12 protein-coding genes are annotated in these 15,083 nt (G+C 60.4%); 6 read left to right on the top strand and 6 right to left on the bottom strand.

Annotated elements, in window-relative coordinates; translation table 11 throughout:
• Positions 1 to 30: 30 nt before the first annotated feature.
• Positions 31 to 1,668 carry a hypothetical protein gene (locus ACFWW4_RS11145; protein ID WP_411890907.1) on the top strand — a complete coding sequence of 546 codons (1,638 nt, stop codon included), beginning with the start codon at positions 31 to 33 and terminating at the stop codon, positions 1,666 to 1,668.
• Positions 1,669 to 1,884: 216 nt separating this feature from the next.
• Here the strand turns inward: ACFWW4_RS11145 and ACFWW4_RS11140 are convergent, their stop codons facing one another.
• The gene (locus ACFWW4_RS11140) at positions 1,885 to 2,304 is read right to left on the bottom strand and encodes a VOC family protein (RefSeq protein WP_411890906.1); all 420 of its coding nucleotides are present in this window, start codon (positions 2,302 to 2,304) and stop codon (positions 1,885 to 1,887) included.
• A gap of 87 nt (positions 2,305 to 2,391) precedes the next feature.
• Between ACFWW4_RS11140 and ACFWW4_RS11135 the strand changes: the two genes are divergently transcribed.
• Both ACFWW4_RS11135 and ACFWW4_RS11130 read left to right on the top strand, forming a co-directional pair.
• Positions 2,392 to 3,684, top strand: a complete 1,293-nt coding sequence (locus ACFWW4_RS11135) for an O-acetylhomoserine aminocarboxypropyltransferase/cysteine synthase family protein (protein ID WP_411890905.1) — start codon at positions 2,392 to 2,394, stop codon at positions 3,682 to 3,684.
• A 134-nt stretch (positions 3,685 to 3,818) separates the two neighbouring features.
• Positions 3,819 to 6,959, top strand: a complete 3,141-nt coding sequence (locus ACFWW4_RS11130; RefSeq protein WP_411890904.1) for a hypothetical protein — start codon at positions 3,819 to 3,821, stop codon at positions 6,957 to 6,959.
• On the opposite strand, the gene hppD is transcribed toward ACFWW4_RS11130, so the two are convergent.
• On the bottom strand, positions 6,956 to 8,050 hold the full coding sequence (gene hppD, locus ACFWW4_RS11125) for a 4-hydroxyphenylpyruvate dioxygenase (protein ID WP_411890903.1): 1,095 nt from the start codon (positions 8,048 to 8,050) through the stop codon (positions 6,956 to 6,958). The genes ACFWW4_RS11130 and hppD overlap by 4 nt on opposite strands.
• A 132-nt stretch (positions 8,051 to 8,182) precedes the next feature.
• Here hppD and ACFWW4_RS11120 point away from each other — a divergent pair, with 132 nt between their 5' ends.
• Positions 8,183 to 8,641: an Lrp/AsnC family transcriptional regulator gene (locus ACFWW4_RS11120; RefSeq protein WP_411890902.1), complete on the top strand. Its 459-nt coding sequence runs from the start codon at positions 8,183 to 8,185 to the stop codon at positions 8,639 to 8,641.
• On the opposite strand, the gene ACFWW4_RS11115 is transcribed toward ACFWW4_RS11120, so the two are convergent.
• Positions 8,638 to 9,828 (bottom strand): MFS transporter, encoded by a 1,191-nt coding sequence (locus ACFWW4_RS11115; protein ID WP_411890901.1) that lies wholly within the window; start codon positions 9,826 to 9,828, stop codon positions 8,638 to 8,640. The genes ACFWW4_RS11120 and ACFWW4_RS11115 overlap by 4 nt on opposite strands.
• A gap of 117 nt (positions 9,829 to 9,945) precedes the next feature.
• Here ACFWW4_RS11115 and ACFWW4_RS11110 point away from each other — a divergent pair, with 117 nt between their 5' ends.
• Positions 9,946 to 11,820 (top strand): monovalent cation:proton antiporter-2 (CPA2) family protein, encoded by a 1,875-nt coding sequence (locus ACFWW4_RS11110; protein WP_393933387.1) that lies wholly within the window; start codon positions 9,946 to 9,948, stop codon positions 11,818 to 11,820.
• A gap of 2 nt (positions 11,821 to 11,822) precedes the next feature.
• On the opposite strand, the gene cobT is transcribed toward ACFWW4_RS11110, so the two are convergent.
• Positions 11,823 to 12,833: a nicotinate-nucleotide--dimethylbenzimidazole phosphoribosyltransferase gene (cobT, locus tag ACFWW4_RS11105; RefSeq protein WP_411890900.1), complete on the bottom strand. Its 1,011-nt coding sequence runs from the start codon at positions 12,831 to 12,833 to the stop codon at positions 11,823 to 11,825.
• A 77-nt stretch (positions 12,834 to 12,910) separates the two neighbouring features.
• Here cobT and cobS point away from each other — a divergent pair, with 77 nt between their 5' ends.
• Positions 12,911 to 13,675, top strand: coding sequence for an adenosylcobinamide-GDP ribazoletransferase (gene cobS / locus ACFWW4_RS11100; RefSeq protein ID WP_411890899.1), 765 nt, complete (start codon positions 12,911 to 12,913; stop codon positions 13,673 to 13,675).
• Here cobS and ACFWW4_RS11095 read toward each other — a convergent pair.
• The gene (locus ACFWW4_RS11095; RefSeq protein WP_411890898.1) at positions 13,665 to 14,351 is read right to left on the bottom strand and encodes an FG-GAP repeat domain-containing protein; all 687 of its coding nucleotides are present in this window, start codon (positions 14,349 to 14,351) and stop codon (positions 13,665 to 13,667) included. The two genes, cobS and ACFWW4_RS11095, sit on opposite strands and share 11 nt — an antisense overlap.
• A gap of 146 nt (positions 14,352 to 14,497) precedes the next feature.
• Positions 14,498 to 14,821, bottom strand: coding sequence for a 2Fe-2S iron-sulfur cluster-binding protein (locus ACFWW4_RS11090; RefSeq protein ID WP_411890897.1), 324 nt, complete (start codon positions 14,819 to 14,821; stop codon positions 14,498 to 14,500).
• Positions 14,822 to 15,083: the final 262 nt, after the last annotated feature.

Below are 15,083 nucleotides of genomic sequence, written 5' to 3'. Positions count from 1 at the left end.
AAATTCATTTTAGAGGTGTTTGGTGGTAAGATGGCATGTGCAGGTCCTGTTCCCGATCTTAGATTTCACATTTGCGGTCAGTTTCACGTTCTTGATCCCAAGGGCCGCGATGTCACGCCCAAGGGGCGCAAAACGCAGGCCGTACTCGCCCTTCTGGTCACATCGGATACCGGCGGGCGGACCCGCGCATGGCTTCAGGACAAACTCTGGAGCGACCGCGGACCCGAACAGGGGGCTGGCAGCCTGCGACAGGCGCTATGTGAGATTAGACGCAGTTTCGGCCCGGCCAAAGATACGCTGCAAGCCAGCCGAAATGCCGTTTGGCTGGATCAGTCCCGTATCACTGTAAACGCAAAACCTGCCGGGCTGGACAAGAACGCAGAGCTTTTCGAAGGGCTGGATGTGCGTGACGATGAATTTGACCTGTGGCTGGTCAGTCTGCGCGCAAATGCCGGGTACACATCTGACACTGGCGCGGGTCTTGGCACACCCGACACGATCAAGCGGAAAGACAATGCAAAGATGCGCCAGATCATCTTGAACCTGCAAAACGCAGGACAGGGTGAAATTGGGTTTATCGAGGAGATTACCGCCGAGGCCGTCAAACGAAACCTGCGTGAACAGGCCGATTTTGACGTCCACACAAGCGCACCCCCTGCCACGCACCCGGACGCGCTAGTTATCGAAATTCAGTGCTTTGCGCCTACCAGTGGCGGTTTTGCAATCCGTGCCGCGCTACAGACCGTGGCAGACGGCAAGGTGCTTTGGTCCGACATCCACCCCACAGCGACTGCCCCAACGTTTGAATCGACGCCGCCCGAAATTCTGGCATTCAGTACCATAATTGCCGGGCGTATCTTTCGGGCCTTCCTGATGGACAGGGTCTCAAACGATTTTGACCCCGATGCCAACGTACTGGCACTTCTGGCAATGCAGAAAGTTTTCCTGCTGCGCGCGGATGAAGCCCAGAACGCCGAGGCCATGCTCGAAGCCGCCTATGAACGCAGGCAGCGCGGGGTCTATCAGGCCTGGCTTGCCCAGATCAACACGATTTCCTTTATCGAAGGGTTTGCCGCACGTGATGAAATGGCCAGTTCGGCCGAACAAACCATCGCCCTCGCCTTGGAAACAGAAGGCGAAAACAGTCAGGTGCTGACGGTGGCGGCAAATTGTGCGTTGGTCTTTGACCGCGATCCGCAATTGGCGGGCCATCTTGCACGCACAGCCGTCCGGGCCAACCCCGCCAACGCCATGGCTTGGTGGGTGCTGGGACATGTGCAACTGTATTGCGGGCAATATGATGAGTCCTATCACACCAGCTGCCGCGGGCAGGTCTTGGCGCGGGGCACTTTCCTGCAATACTGGCTGGATTTTCAAAAAGCTTTTGCTGCCGCCTTCTGCGGTAAACTAGATGAAGCGCGCATTCATGGCCAGGCATCTTCGATATTGCGACCCGAGTTCCGGGCGGCACATCGCTTTGCACTGGCCTTGAACACGGCCTCTGGTGATGATGAACATGCTCGGTACGCATTTCAGAAGTTGCGCAAACTGGAAGAGGGATTCAGCCCCTCACGCTTTGTAAACGACGAAGACTACCCGGTCAGCTTGATCCGGTCGACACCATTCTATAACACACGCAAGCTCTTGGAATTTGAGGCAAAACTCTAGATATTCTGGAGCACAAGAATCGCCAAAGGCAATCCTGAACGGCAGGAAAGTCTCTCGGCCAGTGAATGCTACGCCTGATCCATGCTGCGAGCGGCACCCATGACCGTCTCTCCCAATGCGCGGCAGCATAGATATCTTCGCTCATACGGCGATTTTCGTGCTGCGTGCGCTCGCAGCACGAAATGCAAACGACTGGCTTGGGCTTAAACCAGCCGCTCAACCTTCCTTCGCAAACACCCCGCTTTGCTCTGCGAACCCTTTCACCTCGATCGGGTTTCCGGAGGGGTCGCGGAAGAACATTGTCCATTGCTCGCCCGCCTCGCCTTTGAACCGCACGGAGGGGGCGATGATGAAATCGGTTTGTCTTTCTTCCAGGCGCCCGGCCAGTGCGTTCCAATCATCAAGCGGCAGGACGACCCCGAAATGCGGCATGGGCACCATGTGATCCCCGACCTTGCCGGTGGGCGCGTTGCTGAAGGGTTCGCCCAGATGCAGGCTGAGTTGATGTCCGAAAAAGTCGAAATCGACCCAGGTGTCGGTGGATCGCCCTTCGACAGCCCCCAGCGCGCCGGAATAGAATTCTCTGGCCGCGTCCAGATCGGTGACGTGAAAGGCGAAATGGAACGGTACGGGCATGGTCTGGTCCTTTTCATCAAGGGCCGTTGAGTGCCCCCGGTTTTCCGCCTACACCTTCGCCCGACAGATTTCAAAGGGAGACCACCAATGACTGACGGCCCGACATACGGCTTTGACACTTTGCAGATCCATGCGGGCGCCCGCCCTGATCCCGCGACAGGGGCACGGCAGGTCCCGATTTATCAGACGACGGCGTATGTGTTTCGCGATGCCGATCACGCTGCTGCTTTGTTCAATCTGCAGGAGGTCGGCTATATCTATTCCCGCCTGACAAATCCCACGGTCGCTGCATTGCAGGAGCGCATCGCCACGCTGGAGGGTGGTGTTGGTGCTGTCTGCTGTTCGTCGGGTCACGCGGCCCAGATCATGGCCCTGTTTCCGCTGATGGGTCCGGGGATGAATGTTGTCGCCTCGAGCCGGTTATATGGCGGCACAGTCACCCAGTTTTCCCAGACCATCAAGCGCTTTGGCTGGTCCGCGAAATTTGTGGATTTCGACGATCATGAGGCGGTCAAGGCCGCCATTGATGACAACACCCGCGCGGTGTTCTGCGAGGCGATTGCCAATCCGGGCGGGCATATCACTGATCTGGATGCGATCTCGGCTATATCGGATGCGGCGGGTGTGCCTTTGATTGTCGATAATACGTCGGCCACCCCGTATCTGTGCCGCCCGATTGAGCATGGGGCGACACTGGTGGTGCATTCGACGACCAAGTATCTGACCGGGAATGGGACGGTGACCGGCGGTTGCGTTGTCGATAGCGGCAAGTTTGACTGGGCCGCGAATGACAAGTTCCCGTCGCTCAGCCAGCCGGAACCGGCTTATCACGGGTTGAAATTTGCTGAGACCTTTGGCCCGCTGGCGTTTACTTTTCATGGCATCGCCATTGGTTTGCGCGATCTGGGCATGACGATGAACCCGCAGGCCGCCCATTACACGCTGATGGGTATCGAGACCCTGTCGCTGCGCATGGATCGCCATGTGGAAAATGCGATGAAGATCGCCAAATGGCTGGAGGATGATCCGCGCACCGACTACGTGACCTATGCGGGGCTGGACAGTTCCCCCTATTCCAAGCTGGTCCCCAAGATCTGCCCAAAAGGCGCTGGCGCCCTGTTTACGGTGGCCGTGAAGGGCGGTTATGACGCCTGCGTGAAGCTGGTCGATAGTCTGGAGATATTCAGCCACGTGGCCAATCTGGGTGATACGCGCAGCCTGATAATTCATTCCGCCAGCACCACCCACCGCCAGCTGACCGCCGAGCAGCAGGAAGCTGCGGGGGCCGGTCCGGGGATTGTCCGTCTGTCCATCGGGATCGAGGACGCTGACGATCTGATTGCCGATCTGGATCAGGCGCTGGCCAAGGCCACTGCCTGACGTCGCGCCCTGATCAAAATGGCAGGCCCGTTCGGGCCTGCCAAACCCTTGGCGTTGGCGGGTTTCTGCTATAATGTTAACCCGCGCAGGCGAAACGCGTTTTGCCCGCAACAACAAAATGCTAGACCCGTCACATGACCACCAATTTCGCTTTGTCCCTTTCATTCGAAGGTATTCAACTGTTGCATCGGGTGACAGGCGGCTGGCGGGTCGTGGGCGATGCGGATGTCGAAGACCCCAATCTGGATGCGGTTCTGGCCGATCTGCGCCAGAAGGCGCTGGCGCTGGAACCCGGCGGATTGCGCACCAAGATCGTGATCCCGCTGGATCAGATCAAATACCTGGCTCTGGACACAACGCAGACCACGCAGGATCACATCAACGCCGCCCTTGATGGCGCAACGCCGTACGATCTGGACGAGTTGGTTATTGATTGTGAGCGCCGTGGTGGCCGCACCCATATCGCGGCTGTCGCCCGCGAGACCCTGGATGAAGCCGAGGCCTTTGCCCGCGCCCACAAGTTCAACCCTGTCGCCTTTGTCGCCATTCCGGAACCGTTCACTTTTCAAAGCGAGGTGTTTTTCGGCCCCACCGCAATGATGCCAGAGGTGCTGGGCCCTGACGGTGCGGTCGAACGTGACATCCTGCCGATCATGGTCGTGGGCACACGCATCAAATCGCGCCTGCTGATCTTTGATATCCCTGAGGATGAATTGCCCCCCTCAGACGGTGCCGATCTGGCCGCGTTGCTGGCCCCCCATGTTGAGGAGGCTGATGCCCCGGCTGAGACACCAAAGCCCGAAGTTACGGAAGCGGTGTCTGATGAAGCTGCGCCGGATCAGACGGAGGCCGAGCCCGAGATAAAGGCTGCACCACCCGAAGACGGGGCATCCGAGGAGGCACCGGCGGAGCCGGTTGTTGAGGACAAGGACGTTCTTGTTCTATCGGATGCGATTGATGAACCGGAGGTGCTGGAGGAGGAAACAGCAGCCCCTGCCACTGAAACAGCCCCCAGCGTGCCAGACGCCGACGCGACGACGGCGGAATCGGAAGAGAATGCGCAGGACGGCCCTGCCGATGTGACCGCAGATCTGGTTTCTGACGTCGCTGCGGTGGATCAGGAGCCCGTTGAAGCAGACCCGGCGGATGAGGCTGCAGTGGCCGAAACGCCGACTGCGGAAAATGTTGATGATGCGCCTGCAAGCGACGAAACCGATACGCCAGAAGCAGAACCGGATCTGTTCAGCAGCCTGAAGGATGTTGAAGCGGCTGAGCCGGTCAAAGACACCGCTGCGCCGAAGGAAGAGACACCGGAAGACGACGCAGTCGCGACTGATACGCCAACCTCCCAGACACCGGTCGAGGACACGCCAGAGGTCGAAAAAGATGCCCCCGAGGTAGCGGCGACCGAAACTGTAACGCCGCCTGTCGCTGAACCGACAACAGCCAAGCAGCCCGTACTGCGCGATCCGACCTATCCGATGCCGGTCGATCCGATCATTGCCGAATATCATACCGCCCGGCCCAAATATAAGCGCCGCGCCCGGCGACGCGTTGTGGGGTCGATCACGGCGGTGGCCCCTGCCGCCGATGCCGCAGCCCTTGTTCCGCCGCCCAAGACCTCAAAAGCGCCTGTGGCCCCGGCGCGTCCGGTGGCAGCCGCCAATAACACGCCGCCGAAAAAACTGCTGGTGGGTACGGCTATTGCAGCCAGCTTTGCCGTGGCCGGGTTGTTGGCCTGGTGGCAGCTGGGTGCTGATCCGGTCGATGCGCCTGCTGAAATGCAGGGTGAACCTGCCGCTGCGGTGGAAACGATTGACTCTGCCGCTCTTGCTGCACCGGTAACGACCGCCGATAGTGCCACCCCGCTGTCCGATGAGGCACCACGTGTCGGCACATTGGATGTGATGCGCCAGACCGTGCCGTCAACCGATCCGGCGAATGCAGCGGATATTGCGGCGTGGACTGGCTATAACCCAGCCGCACCAGTGACTGCCCCTGACATCGCAGAGCCGGATGCGCCATTGGCCGCGCTGCCACCGATGCCTGCACCTGCCGAACCGACCGAAGCGGCGCAGGCCGAAGTCGGTGCGCCGATCCTGCGCGGTCGCGTCTTGAGCCCGGATGAGGCCGCCCGCATTTACGCCGCAACCGGCGTCTGGCAGCGCGCGCCCCGGATCGTGGATGTGCCGGATACGACCACGGCAGAGGGCATTATCTGGCCGGACGTGACCATTGCCCCCGGCAAGGTTGCGCAACCCGTCACGCCGGATGCCAACGCGCTGCAACCGGAACTGACCTTTGTCGCGCCAGCCGATCCGCCGCCTCCTGATGCGACATTCGATCTGGATGAGAACGGAAATGTTCTGGCCACAGCCGAAGGGGCTGTCACCCCGGAAGGGGCCGTGGTTTTTGCCGGGCTGCCCGACCTGAACGTGCGCCCACGTCCGACGCTGACCGAGGATGATCTTGCCCGCATGGCGCTGCTGGCCCCGGCGGCTGAAGATGTGGTGATCGTGGCGGGCACACCGGATGTGATCCCGCCCCTGCGCCCAGCCAACGCGGCATTGCCAGACGTGGTTGAAGAAGATGCAGAACCGGCGCCAACGCCGGGCGGCGTGGGTCTGGCCGGACTACAGCCTGATGCAGAAGCAGCTCCGCTGGTCGAAACCCAAGAGGCCGCATTGGGGTCAACCACGCCGATTGGTCCGCGACCGCAGCCCCGCCCCTCTGGTCTGGTTCCGCCACCGCCGCCTGCTGATCTACCCAGCAATCCTGACATCACATCCGTGATCGCCAGTATCGCAGAGGAAGCGGCTGCTGAACCGTTCATCGACATGACGCCCCGCGCGGTAAGCGCATCGCGCCGCCCTGATACACGCCCGCGTAACTTTGCTACTGTAGTGGCCAATGCGCGCCAGCAGGAAGCCAACCGGCAGGCCGCGGCCGCAGCAGCCCCGCAGCAACAGCCGCAACAGGCCGCACCCCAGCAAACCTCGGCCCCTGTGAATATTCCGCGCAACACCGGCCCTGTCCCAGGTGGTGTCGCCCGGGCGGCCACGCAGGAAGAGGCAATTGGCCTGCGCGAGATCAATCTGATTGGTGTTTATGGCCGCCCCAACAACCGCCGTGCGCTGGTGCGTCTTCCAAATGGCAGCTTTGTGCGGGTGGAAATCGGCAGTTCGCTGGATGGCGGTCAGGTAACCGCCATCGGCGACAACGCATTGAACTATGTCAAACGTGGCCGCACTTACGCGCTGCAGGTGCCGGGTTAACCGGCTTCCAGCACGCCACGTTCGATCTGGTCGGCCTCGATGCTTTCGAACAGCGCCTTGAAGTTGCCTTCGCCGAACCCGTCATCGCCCTTACGCTGGATGAACTCGAAGAAGATCGGCCCGATGACCGTTTTGGAGAAGATCTGCAGCAGGATGCGGGTTTCGCCGCCATCCACCACGCCTTCACCGTCGATCAGGATGCCGTGCTTTTCCATGCGGTCGCGCGGTTCGTCGTGGCCGACAACCCTGTCGTAGCTCAGGTCGTAATAGCTGCTGGGCGGCTTGGGCATGAATTTGATGCCACGCTCGGCGATCTCATCGGTCGCATCGTAGAGGTCCTGCGCACCCACCGCGATGTGCTGGATGCCTTCGCCCTTGTACCGCTTGAGGTATTCGACGATCTGCCCGGTTTCGCCCCGGTCTTCGTTGATCGGGATGCGGATGCGCCCGCAAGGCGATGTCAGGGCGCGGGATAGAAGGCCGGTGAACTTGCCCTCGATGTCAAAGAACCGGATTTCCCGGAAATTGAACAGATCACCATAGAACGCGAACCATTTGTCCATGTTCCCCTTGTGGACGTTGTGGGTCAGGTGATCAAGGTAGTGGAAGCCGACGCCAATCGGGTGCGCATCTGCGACCCAGTTGAATTCGTCGTTATAGGGGTTGGCTTCGTAATACTGGTCGATGAAGTAGATCAGGCTGCCGCCGATGCCGACGATGGCAGGGACGTCCATGGTTTTGCCGTCGCCTTCATAGGGTGTGGCCCCCTTGCTGACCGCATGATCAAAGGCGTGCTGCGCATCGACAACCCGCCATCCCATCGCAGGGGCGCAAGGCCCGTGTTCCTCGACAAAGGTGCGTGCGTGGCTACTGGGTTCGTTGTTGATGATGTAGGTGATGTCGCCCTGCTGCCAAAGCTCGATATCTTTGGTCTTATGCGTGGCTGTGTGGGTGTAGCCCATCTTGCTGAAGAGATCGCGAAGCGTGTCGGGCTCCGGATGGGCGAATTCGACGAATTCGAAACCGTCAGTGCCTGCGGGATTTTCAGCGGTGATCGTGGCCTTGGGGGCGTCGTGCGGGAAAGGACCCATGTTGTATTCTCCTGTTCGCGTTTGATGCATCCTACCGCATCTGGCGGTCCGGTTTTGCGCATTTTCGTAGCTCGATCAGCAAATATGTGCGAGTGTAGCGCAAATTTCTAGAAATTTGCGCGTGGAGGCCGCATGGAACTCGATCCGACCGACCTGAAATTGCTGTCAGCCCTGCAGCGCGATTCCACCCTAACGGCGCAAGATCTGGGTGAGGCCCTGAACATGTCAGCCTCGCAAGCCGGGCGCCGCCGCCAGCGATTGGAGGCGGAGGGATACATTGCGGGCTACCGCGCCTATCTGAACCCGGAGCGGGTCGGGCTGGGCGTGCAGGCCTTTATCCAGATTGTGATGGCCACCCATACTGAACAGAACGCGCGCGACTTTGTCCGCCTGACCCGGACCCGGCCCGAGATTGTGGGGGCTTGGACGCTGACCGGGGAAGCCGACTATCTGCTGCGGGTCTACTGCGCTGACCTGACGGCGCTGAACCTGCTGGTTCAGCAGGTCTTGCTACCGCATCCCGCTGTCAGCCGGGTGCAAAGCCAGATCGTAATGGAGCGGGTGAAGCCGGACGCGCCGCTGCCTGTTTAGGATTTATCGCGCAAGGTCAGCGCGCGGATCGCAGCCCCGCACATGACCAGCCCACCGGCAATGAAGGCCGCCCCAATCGAAAACGTCGCGGCAATGGCCGCGCCGATGAACGGGGCGGTGAGCAGGGCAAAGGTGTTGATTGCTTCGCTGAGGGCCGTGATCCGACCGATCTGGTCGGGGCTTACAGCATCCTGGATGATGGTTCGGAAGGGCACGACCGACATAGCTGAGGCGATACCGAGAATACCGAATAGAGCTATGTAAAGGATGACATGGAGAGGGGTGGATGTGACCTCTGACAGGCCAAGGATCACGGTCATGGATGCGCCGATGGCGAAGCCGCCGGCAATCCAGACGAATGGTTTGAGCGCGCGTTTGGTTGTCCCAAGCACCAGCGACCCGGCGACACCGCCTGCCCCGACGGCCGCAAGGCTCAGCCCCAGCACGGTTTGCGAAAACCCCAGATCACGGGTCAGCGGGGCGATCAGCGTGTCATAGAAGAACATGGCGAAATAGCCTGCGGCCATCATCAGCAAGGCCGCGCGGAGGACCGGTTTGCCGCGCACCGTCCGCATCCCGTCGCGGATGCTGTGCAGGATGTTTTCGTCGGGGGCAGCCGTTGTTACACCAATGGCAGGCAAGCGAAGGATCATCGCCGCCGCCAACAGCGAGACCAGCGCATTGATCAGAAACACCATCTGCGGCGCGAGCCAGATCAGGAAGACGCCGCCCAGCGCTGGGGCCACGATCTTGGACGATTGGTTGATCGCATGGCTGAACCCGTTGGCCCGGTTGCGCTGGTCGGGTTCGGTCAGCGCCTGGATCGCGGCCTGTTTGGCGGGCGTGTAGAAGGTATCAACCGCGCTGCGGCAGAACACGAGGGCCAACAGAACCGGCCAGTCGGGGGCGAGGAACAGTGCCGCAGTCGTGACCGCCCGGCCGAGGTTGCTGAGGATCAGCACCTGGCGGGTCGCCATCCGGTCCACCAGCACCCCGGCGAACGGACCGATCAGCAGGTAAGGCGCGCCCATGCTGACAGCCAGCAGGGCAAACACAAATGGTTCGGCCTGCCAGACATAGGCCAAGAGCGCCCCGATCGCTACGAAATCCAGCCAATCGGCAAAATCGGCGGGCAGCTGTGCCGCCAGCAGGCGGCGCAGGTCACGCGAAAGGGGGTTGGTGGGCATCAGCGGGCATTAACCAATCGAGAGTAATATATGGCCATTGCATCACTGCCTCGCATGAAGCGCGGGCACACGCAATCGCGCGTTGCTTATGACATTGGAGGTTGCGATACGTCGCGTATGGAATCCTTTCTGCTTCAGGCCACGATCTATCTGGGCGCTGCGGTCATCGCAGTGCCACTGGCCGCACGTCTGGGGCTTGGGTCCGTGCTGGGCTATCTGCTGGCGGGGATCGTCATCGGCCCGCTGACAGGGCTGGTCGGGACAGAGGCGCAGGATATCCAACATTTCGCCGAATTCGGCGTGGTGATGATGCTGTTCCTGATCGGGCTGGAACTGGAACCCCGCGCCTTGTGGGACATGCGCGACAGGTTGATCGGGCTGGGTGGTTTGCAGGTTGTGGTCACAACGGTCGCTATCATGGGTGGCTGTTTGCTGATGGGCTACAGCTGGACCATCTCCTTTGCCGTTGGCATGATTTTTGCATTATCTTCGACGGCTATTGTCTTGCAAACGCTCACGGAAAAAGGATTGATGCAAACCGGTGGCGGGCGGGCGACATTTTCGGTTCTGCTGACGCAGGACATCGCCGTGATCCCGATGCTGGCGGTTTTGCCGCTGCTGGCCGTTCCCGCCGTCATGCAGCTGGGCCCGGATGGATCGGTTCAGCGGGTTGATACACATCAAGACGATCATCATGGCGCGATGAGCCTTGTCGAGGGGTTGCCCGGTTGGGGTGTTACCCTTGTGACCCTTGGCGCGGTCATCGCCGTCATCCTGGCCGGGATTTATCTGATCCGTCCGGTGTTTCGTTACATCCACCATGCCCGCCTGCGCGAGATGTATACCGCCCTTGCCTTGCTGATGGTCGTGTCGATTGCCGTTTTGATGGGGATGGTCGGCCTGTCGCCGGCTTTGGGCACGTTTCTGGCGGGTGTGGTTCTGGCCAACTCAGAATTCCGGCACGAATTGGAAAGCGACCTTGAACCGTTCAAGGGGCTGTTGTTGGGCCTGTTCTTTATCACCGTGGGTGCGGGGATTAACTTTTCCCTGCTCTTCGATGAGCCGGGTTACATCCTGACGCTGACCTTGAGTGTCATGCTGATCAAGGGTGTGATCCTTTATGCCCTGTCGCTGTTGTTCAAGGTGAAGGGCAAGGATCGCTGGCTGTTTACCCTTGGTCTGGCGCAGGCGGGGGAGTTCGGTTTTGTCCTGATCTCATTCTCGCTGCAGCAGGGGGTGCTGAGTCAGGGGCAATCAAACACCCTGCTTTTGGTGGTGGCTTTGTCGATGTTGATCACGCCATTGCTGTTCATCGTCTACGACCAGCTGAGCCGTCGCATGGTTGATCACGAAGAGGCCGATGAGGACGAGGTGGATGAACAAGGCACCGTCATCATCGCGGGCATTGGTCGCTTTGGTCAGATCGTGAACCGTCTTGTGCAAAGTGCGGGGTTTTCGACTGTGGTGATCGACAGCAACCTGACCACGGTGCAGACCATGCGCAAATTTGGTTTTCGCGGCTTCTTTGGCGATCCGACCCGGCCTGACCTGCTGAATGCTGCTGGCCTCGAAGATGCCAAGGTGCTGGTGGTGGCCATCGACAACAAGGAATCGGCGGTCAAGCTGGTGGCCTATGCTCGCAAGGCCCGCCCTGATCTGCATATCATCGCTCGCGCCCGTGACCGCGTGCATGTCTATGAGCTATACGATGCCGGTGCCAATGATATCGTCCGCGAGATGTTCGACAGCTCATTGCGTGCGGGCCGGTATGCGCTCGAAAATCTCGGCCTGACCGAGTTTGAAGCGGCAGAGGCCGAAGAGACATTCTATCACCATGACCGGACCGCATTGCGCGAGCTGGCCGCCCTTTGGAAGCCGGGCGTGCCGGTGGCCGAAGTTCCTGAATATGTCAAACGATCCAAAGAGTTGAACACCGATCTTGAGACAGCACTTGCCGCCCGTCAGCAAGCGGATGACAACAAGAAGAAATAGGGTCAGCCGTCGCTGACCCCGGCCTCTGCGAATGTGGCCATGCCGGAATGGCAGGCGACCGCCCCTTTCAGCACCCCGATGGCCAGCGCAGCACCTGATCCTTCGCCTAGCCGCAGACCAAGGTTCAGTAGTGGTTCCTTGCCCAGCGCGTCCAGCATTTTCTGGTGTGCGCCTTCCGCGCTCAGATGCCCGGCGACCGTGTGGTCCAGTGCCCCTTCTTGTGTCTTGGCCAGCACAGCGGCGGCGGCGGTGCAGATGAAACCGTCAAGGATCACCGGGGTCCGGTGCTGCCGTGCCGCCGCAATGGCCCCGGCCATGGCCGCCAGCTCGCGACCGCCCAGACAGCGCAGCACCTCAAGCGGGTCGTCGGTGGCGTGCAGGGCGACACCTTGGGCCACCACTTCCGTCTTGTGCGCAAGCCCGGCGTCGTCCACCCCGGTGCCACGCCCGGTCCAGTCGGCCGCCTCGCCGCCCAATATGGCGGTGGCGATGGCAGCAGCGGATGTTGTGTTGCCGATGCCCATTTCGCCGGTGACCAGCAGGTCGCTTTGCGGATCAACAGCGGTCCAGCCGGTTTGCAGGGCGTCGATCACCTCTGCCTCTGTCATCGCGGGGCCTTGGGTGAAATCGGCGGTTGGTGTTTCCAAAGACAGGGCATGGACATCCATTCTGGCCCCGAATGCCTTGGACAATTGATTGATCGCGGCCCCGCCATGTTGAAAATTGGCGACCATCTGTACCGTAACCTCTGGCGGGAAGGCAGAGACGCCTTGTGCGCAGACGCCATGATTACCCGCAAAGACAATGACTTGCGGTGTGTTGATCTGCGGCTGCGGCGTGCCGCGCCACCCGGCATACCAGATCGCCAGATCCTCCAGCCGGCCCAGTGCGCCCGGTGGTTTGGTCAACTGGCTGTTGCGGTCCTGCGCACCTGCGGTGGCTACAGCATCGGGCGCGGGAGCCTGCGCCAGAACTGTGCGGAACTCATCAAGGGTCGTGAAAGGTGCTGGCATCAGGTCCTCGTTGCGTAAATCCTGCGAACTGTCTAACGATCAGGACGGCGATGAAAAGGGCCACAAGGGGCATCCGCGTGAACAATCGCGACACATCACTAATGACCGTGGGCGACGTGGCAGCGGCGGTCGGATTGCTGACCCGCCTGCCCATGCCTGTCGATACGGACCGGGCCATGGCCCGGGGTGCGCGGGCGGCATGGGCCTATCCTCTGGTGGGCGCCTTGATCGGGGCGATCATGGCGTCACTTGCCGCCCTGTTGCTCTGGCTGAGCCTGCCTGCTGCCATCGTCGCCGCGCTGATATTGGCCTTATCGGTCATTCTTACAGGCGCAATGCATGAGGATGGGTTGGCTGATGCGGCTGATGGGCTGTGGGGTGGCTGGGACAAACAGAAACGTCTGGAAATCATGAAGGACAGCCATATCGGTGTTTACGGCGTTGTGGCGATTGGGTTGGCGCTGTTGATCCGCTGGCTGGCGCTGGCGGCAATTGCGCAAAGTGGGCTTTATTGGGGGGCCTTGATCGCTGTTGGCGCGCTCAGCCGGGCGGGGATGGTCGGGGTCATGTCCGGCCTGCCCCATGCGCGTGATACCGGGCTGAGCCATAGCGTGGGCCGTCCCGAGACGATGACGGGCGTTGTTGCCTTTGGTCTTGCCACAATCATCGCGGTGGTTTGTTTTGGCTTCGGACTGATTTTTCCCGCCTGTATGGCCGCGCTGTTTTGCGGGCTGGTCGCAAAGGCCAAGATCGCGGGACAGACCGGGGATATTCTGGGGGCCACGCAGCAGGTGACCGAAATGGTTCTGCTGGTGACGGTGGTCGGGCTGATCAGCAGCTAAGGGCGGCCTCGAACGACTGGCGCCCCTCATGCGGTCCGACGATCCGGGCCTGCAACCGACCATCCACAAGCCGGGTCGCCATGATATTGGTCCAGTTGGCATCGGCCGTGATCATCTCGGGCCCCTGCCCGCAGTCGCGGATACCCCCGCTGATGTAATCCTCGCCGATCCGGTGATTGGTGAGGCCAGAGGCCGCCGTCACCTCGGTCAATTCACCATCTTTGAAGCGCCAGACCCGCAGCGTCTTGGCCAAATGCGGACGATCGATATAGGCGATTTCGATATAGCCATCGCCGTCAAGGTCAGCAGCACCGATGGGCGCAAGCCAGCGGTTGCGTTGGCCGATATAAGGTGTAGCTGCAATGAGTCGCAAATCGACTTCACCCGGCACAGCCGCGTAGATCGCAAGCTGCGCCCCCTTCTGCAAGTGGCTGCGCACCGCTATGATTTCGGCCTGACCATCACCGTTCAGGTCAGCAAGACGCGGTTGCGTATCTTCAAACACATGCGCGTCATCAAGTATCGCGTGTTTGTCGCCACAACTGCTGACTGTTTCGCCTCCCAAAACGGGCGTATAATATGCGGCCAGTCGACTGCCTTCGATGGCATCGCCCAACACACCATGAGCATAGCGATCCGTCGGCACTTCGTACCAGGCGGCTGTTATCCCTATCACATCACATGCGGGCCATTGTCCTGAACAGCCAGGCAAGCTGACATAACTTTCCACCCTGAAATCGGAAGAAATGTGCGGCGGTGACCGGCACGCAGAGACAGCCGCGGGCACCAGCAGTGCACAAAGGGCGATAAGCCCCAAGCGCATCAAATCTGCTTTTCCGGCATCTGCACGCGCAGGCCGTTCAGATCGTCGGTCACCTTCAACTGGCAGGTCAGGCGCGATTTGGTCGTGTCGGGTTGATAGGCAAAATCCAGCATATCCTCTTCCATCGCGTCCTTGGCGGGCAGTTTGTCCACCCAAGCGTCATCGACATAGACATGGCATGTCGAACAGGCGCAGGCACCACCGCAGTCAGCCTCGATCCCCGGAATGCCGTTATCGCGGGCCCCTTCCATGACGGTCAGGCCATTGGCGACCTCGACGACGTGTTCTTTGCCGCCATGTTCGACGTAAGTAATCTTGGCCATTTCGCTTGGTCCCTCGCACTGAAAATCCGTTCCATGGATTACTAATTCACCTGCAGAGGTTGGGCCAGCGCAAATGACCGTCGGGCTGTGCAAATTCAGTTGTGTTCGGTGGGGCGAGTCGCCGCATCGTCATGTTGGCGCTAGCAGTGTGCGGTTATCCGCACATCTTTTGCGAATCCTGCCCATTGACCGTGCAAATTAGCCAAATAAGTCAAATTGTTAACGCCGCGGACCCGATCCTGCTTGTCCTTCGGTCAGCATC

The organism is Yoonia sp. SDW83-1 (genome assembly GCF_046762885.1).
In the GTDB taxonomy this organism is placed as follows: Bacteria; Pseudomonadota; Alphaproteobacteria; order Rhodobacterales; family Rhodobacteraceae; genus Yoonia.
The sequence above is the reverse complement of the archived record's forward strand: the minus strand, read 5'-3'. Positions and strand labels throughout refer to the sequence as shown.